Origin of the sequence: Micromonospora sp. (assembly GCF_048594385.1) — a bacterium.
GTDB lineage: Bacteria > Actinomycetota > Actinomycetes > Mycobacteriales > Micromonosporaceae > Micromonospora > Micromonospora wenchangensis.
Genome location: NZ_JBMDWU010000309.1, coordinates 1 through 4,627 on the forward strand (window position 1 = coordinate 1; position 4,627 = coordinate 4,627).

At 76.7% G+C, this 4,627-nt stretch carries 4 protein-coding genes and 1 pseudogene; 2 read left to right on the forward strand and 3 right to left on the reverse strand.

What is annotated here, in order from left to right:
- Positions 1-1,333, reverse strand: a 1,333-nt coding sequence (locus ACOJTC_RS16390; RefSeq protein WP_420117532.1) for an SseB family protein, incomplete at its 3' end; no start/stop codon positions are given.
- 153 nt (positions 1,334-1,486) lie between these two features.
- On the opposite strand from ACOJTC_RS16390, the gene mycP reads away from it, so the two are divergent.
- Positions 1,487-2,707, forward strand: coding sequence for a type VII secretion-associated serine protease mycosin (gene mycP / locus ACOJTC_RS16395; RefSeq protein ID WP_420117533.1), 1,221 nt, complete (start codon positions 1,487-1,489; stop codon positions 2,705-2,707).
- Between the two features lie 116 nt (positions 2,708-2,823).
- Here mycP and ACOJTC_RS16400 read toward each other — a convergent pair whose 3' ends face one another.
- Positions 2,824-3,117 (reverse strand): WXG100 family type VII secretion target, encoded by a 294-nt coding sequence (locus ACOJTC_RS16400; RefSeq protein ID WP_420117534.1) that lies wholly within the window; start codon positions 3,115-3,117, stop codon positions 2,824-2,826.
- Between the two features lie 26 nt (positions 3,118-3,143).
- On the reverse strand, positions 3,144-3,464 hold the full coding sequence (locus tag ACOJTC_RS16405; protein WP_204925786.1) for a WXG100 family type VII secretion target: 321 nt from the start codon (positions 3,462-3,464) through the stop codon (positions 3,144-3,146).
- Between the two features lie 310 nt (positions 3,465-3,774).
- On the opposite strand from ACOJTC_RS16405, the pseudogene ACOJTC_RS16410 reads away from it, so the two are divergent.
- Positions 3,775-4,627, forward strand: a pseudogene (locus ACOJTC_RS16410) (type VII secretion protein EccE); the annotation flags it as partial.

Here is a 4,627-nt window from a genome sequence, read left to right on the forward strand (position 1 = left end):
CCTCCGCCTCGCCCCGGGCGGGCCCCGCCGGAGTGGCCGGGCCGGTCGGAGCAGTCGTACCGGTCGGTATGGCCGGAACCGCAGCCGGGGCGGCGAACCGGTCGACCGGTGGGTGGGGCTGGCGCACCCCGGAGGAGGGCCCGTCCGGGGTGGGCTGCCGGCGGGGCAACGTCTGGGTGGCCTCCGCCGCCGGTGGTGGCGTACGGAAGGCGCGGGTCGCCTCCTCCTGCGCCGCCGGGCCGATGTGGAAGGCCCGGGTGGGCTCGCCACCGGACGGGTCCACCCGGAAGGCCCGGGTCGGCTCTTCGGCCAGCGGGTCCGGGGAGCGGCCGGCCGGGGGCATCCCGTTGCCGGGACCGGGACGGGCCGGCGGATCGGTCACCCGGAACGCGCGGGCGGCTTCGTCCTCGCCCGGTTGGGTGGGTGCGGGGCGACGTCGGGGGAAGGGTTGACCGCCCATCCCGGGCCGGGTCGGTGGGGCCGCCCGCTCACCCGAGCGCAGCGGATTGTCCCGTGGCGACCGGGTGGCACCACGGGCGCTGGACGGCTCGAAGAACGAGGTGCGCCCGTTGGCCGGGCCGGCGGACTCCTCGCCCAGCAACCGGCGGCGGGGAACCGCCGGCCAGCCGGCATTGGTCGTCCCCGGCACGGCGGGGGGATCGGGGAAGGCGGGTCGGCCCTGCTCGGGCGGACCGGCGGTGGTGGTGCGCGGGCCACCACAGGGCGGGGTGAGCGGACGCCCCCGCTCGTCGGTCAGCGACGCGCCCGTCGCCGGGCGGATACCACCCCCGGCGGGTGGCGCGGCGGCGGACGACGCCGTCCGGGGCTGGCCCCAGCCGGCGGAGAGGTCGGCGGTCGGCTCGACGTCGGCCGGCCCGCCGGGCGTGGTCCGCACCGGGGTCTGGTCGGCCGCCCCCCGGGGGCGCGCGCCCGGGGCGCGGCCGGGCAGCCGGACGTCACCCCGGGAGAGCTGCGAGACGAACCAGGCGGGCAGGTAGCCCTCGATCGGCAGCCCGGGGTTCACCGCCAGCCACCACTCGTGGTTGGGCCACTCGGCGGCCAGATCGGCATAGCGGCTGCGCCGGTAGGGGCCGGCGGGGGATCCGAGACAGGCGTGCATCGCGGCGGCCGAGGTGAAGGCCAGCACGTGGGTGCGGCCGCCGGTGGTCCAGGTGCCCCAGCCCATCGGCGTCGCACCGGCGAGGGCCTGACCGGAGACCGGTAGGAAAAGCTCCGAACCGGCCAGAATCCGGAAGTAGAACTCCTGGTCACCGGCGTGCAGCGCGTCCCGCATCGCCGTCTCGGCCTCGGTAGCCGGCTCCCAGTCGGTCACGGCCACCTCTCCTCCCGGATCAGGCCACAGGCGTCGCGTACAACCTACAAGGTGAAAACAAGATCACGATAAGTCGGTCACCGGCCGGGCGGCCTGGTAGCGGACCGGGCGCTAACATCCCGTTGCGGAGTCGACACGATACGGAGGCGGTCGATGTCCCGATCCGGCAGCCGACGACCGTTCGTCACCCTGGCAGCGGCCCTGCTCGCCGTGCCACCGGCGGCCGTCGTGGCGTCGGTCACCCCGGCCCGCGCCGCCCCCGCCTGCGCCACGTCGCCCGCGCCGGCCCGTCCGGTCGCCGCCGCCCCGTGGCCCCAGCGACGGTACGCCCCACAGCGGCTCACCCCGCTGGCCACCGGTGCCGGCGTCACCGTGGCGGTGGTCGACTCGGGCGTCGACAGGCGGCACCCCCAACTGCGGGGGCGGGTCCTCGACGGCGCGGACTTCCTCGACCCGGGCGGTGACGGCACCCGGGACTGCGCCGGTCACGGCACCGGGGTGGCCAGCATCATCGCCGCCCGGGAGGGCTCCGGGGTGGCTTTCCAGGGGCTCGCACCCGACGCCCGCATCCTGCCGGTACGGGTGAGCGAACAGCAGGTCGTCGAGGGGCGGGAGTCGGGGCGTACGGTCAACGCCGCCGGTTTCGCCCAGGCGGTGCGGTGGGCGGTGGACCACGACGCCGACGTGCTCAACCTCTCCGTCGTCCTGTACGCCGATAATCCGGCCGTCCGCGAGGCGATCGACTACGCGCTGCGGCGGGACGTGGTGGTGGTGGCCGCCGCCGGAAACCTGCACGACGGCGGGGACCCGCTGCCCTATCCGGCGGCGTACGACGGGGTGCTCGGCGTCGGCGCGGTCACCCCGGACGGTGTACGCGCCTCGTTCTCCCAGATCGGCCCGTATGTCGACCTGGTCGCGCCGGGCGGCGACGTGCTGATGGCCGCGCCGGGGCAGGGTCACCGGCGGGCCGAGGGCACCAGTTACGCCGCCCCGTTCGTGGCGGGCACCGCCGCCCTGCTGCGGCAGTACCGGCCGGACCTGAGCGCCGCCGAGGTGACCCGCCGGATCGTCGGCACCGCCGATCCGGCACCGGGTGGCCGGGAGGGCGGCTACGGTGCCGGCGTACTCAACCCGTACCGGGCGGTGGTGGAGACCGGTGGTGCTCCCCGGCCGGTCACCCGCCCGACGACGGTCCTGCCGGTGCCGCAGGCCGACCCGGCGTCGCTGGCGCAGGGGCACCGGCGCGCGGCGGCCCGGCAGCGGGCGTTGCTGGTCGCCGCGGCCATCGGCGGAACGGTGCTGGTGGCGGTGCTGCTGGCCGTGGTGCTTCCCCGGGGCGTCCGCCGCCGCTGGCGCCCGGCCGGCCCGGCCTGACGGTGACGCCCGACCGTCGGCCGGCCGGGCGTCACCACCGGGGAATCGCCGGCAGCGTCACCCTCGCGGAGCCGCCGGAGCCGCCAGGGCCGCCGGAGATCCGCCGGGCGGCCCGCTCACTGGAAGAGGCCGGTGTTGCGCTTCTCCGTGTCGAGGTAGTCGGCGGCGGAGTCGTCCACGGCGAGTTTGATGTCCCGCAGCATCGCCTGGAGATCCTGCGACGCGGAGCGCCACCGAGACTGCCGCTGCTCGTACGCCCGGCGGGCTTCGCCGTCCCAGCCGGCGACCAGCGGGGCGGCGTCCCGTTCGAGCTGGCCGAGCTGCGCGTCGAGGGTGTTCAGTGCCTTCTGGATGTCCGCGCCCGCCTGGTGCAGCGCGGCGAAGTTGACGACCAGCACACCGTGGTCCATCGGATCGTTCCTCCCCGGGGATCTGGTTAGAGCGGCAGTTGGATGCCGCCGCGACTGGTGCCGGCGACCCGGCCGGCGGCCTCGGTGTCCGAGGCGTCGTACTGGCGGCCGGCGGTGCGGATGGCCGCCGCGGTCTCCCGCAGCGCCCGTTGCAGCGCGGCCTGGTCCCGCCCCCACTGCTGTTTGACCTGCTCGAACGAGCGCCCACCGGCGCCCCGCCAGGCCTGCTGCAACACCTCCAGCTCGGCCATCAGGCCGGTCAGCATGGCCTGCAACGACTGGTCCACCTGCTCGAACCTGGTGGCGGTGTGGTGCATCACCGCCGCTTCTGCCTGGGTCTGGGACACCCGGACGTCACCTCGTCTCCCCGGTCGGGGCCGACCGCCGGCCGTCCACCACGGACGCGCCGTCCGTCGGCATGGGACCGGACGGACCTGGTCGGCAAATCAGTCGCTGACGGTAGTCGCACCGTCGCCGTTGTGCTACCCCGCCCGTCTCCCCTGTGGACAACCCGCTCCGACGCCGGACGGCAGGACCCCCACCGGGCCGGGCAGGCCACTACGATGGGTCACACTCCCGTCGCGTTCCGGTCTCGGCCGCAGATTCCTGGCGGGGCACCCCACGGCCGGTGGTAGGTGGGCACACGGAGGAGATGCGGTGACGGCGAGCACGACCGACCGACCCCTCCGGCGGGTCGCCGAGGGCCCGCCCCGGCCCCGCACCGGCACCGCCGTACACCCCGGTCAGGTCGTCGCCACGCAGGTCGCGCTCGCGTTACCGGTGGCCGCGTACGGTCGTGGGCCGGTGCCGGCGGTGCTCGCCGCGGTCGGTGCGGTGGTCCTGGCCGGTCTCGGCTGGGGGCGCTGGCGCGGGCGGTGGCTGTTCGACTGGTGGGGCACCGCCGCCGGGTTCCTCACCCGACGGCACGCCCTGCCCGCCGGCACCGCCCCGGAAGCACTCCTGGGCCTGCTGCTTCCCGACGCCGCGCTGGCCGGCGTGGAGTTGGCCGACGGGCCGGCGGGGGTGGTCGACGACGCCACCGGGCTGGCCGTCCTGCTCGACCTGGGCGACCCGGGCGACCTGCTCGGCGACCGGTCCCACCCGCTGCCGGCGCCCGGCACGCTGCTGCCGCCGGCCGGGCCGGAGCAGCCGCCGGTGCGGGTGCAGGTGGTGCTGCACGCCGTGCCGGCCCCGGCGGCGGCCGGTGGCGCGGCCGGCACGTCGTACCGGCAGTTGACCGAGGGGCGGGTGCCGGGTCAGGAGCGGGCCCTGCTCGCCGTCCGGGTGCTGCGGGCACCCGGCTGGTCCGACGCGGACCTGCGCCGGGCGCTGGCCGGCACGGTGCGTCGGATCGTCCGCCGGGTGGGGCCGCTGCCGGCCCGTCCGCTGGGCGGGCACGCCGCGCTGCGGGTGCTGGCCGAGCTCGCCCACCACGATCCCGGCCGGCCGGTGCGCGAGAACTGGTCGACGCTGTGCACCGGCGACCAGCACCAGGCCACCTTCCGGCTGG

Bases quoted from the DNA above. Each gene is read 5' to 3' on its own strand.
- mycP (WP_420117533.1), top strand. From the start codon at position 1,487: ATGTCCCGATCCGGCAGCCGACGACCGTTCGTCACCCTGGCAGCGGCC.
- ACOJTC_RS16400 (WP_420117534.1), bottom strand. From the start codon at position 3,117: ATGGACCACGGTGTGCTGGTCGTCAACTTCGCCGCGCTGCACCAGGCG.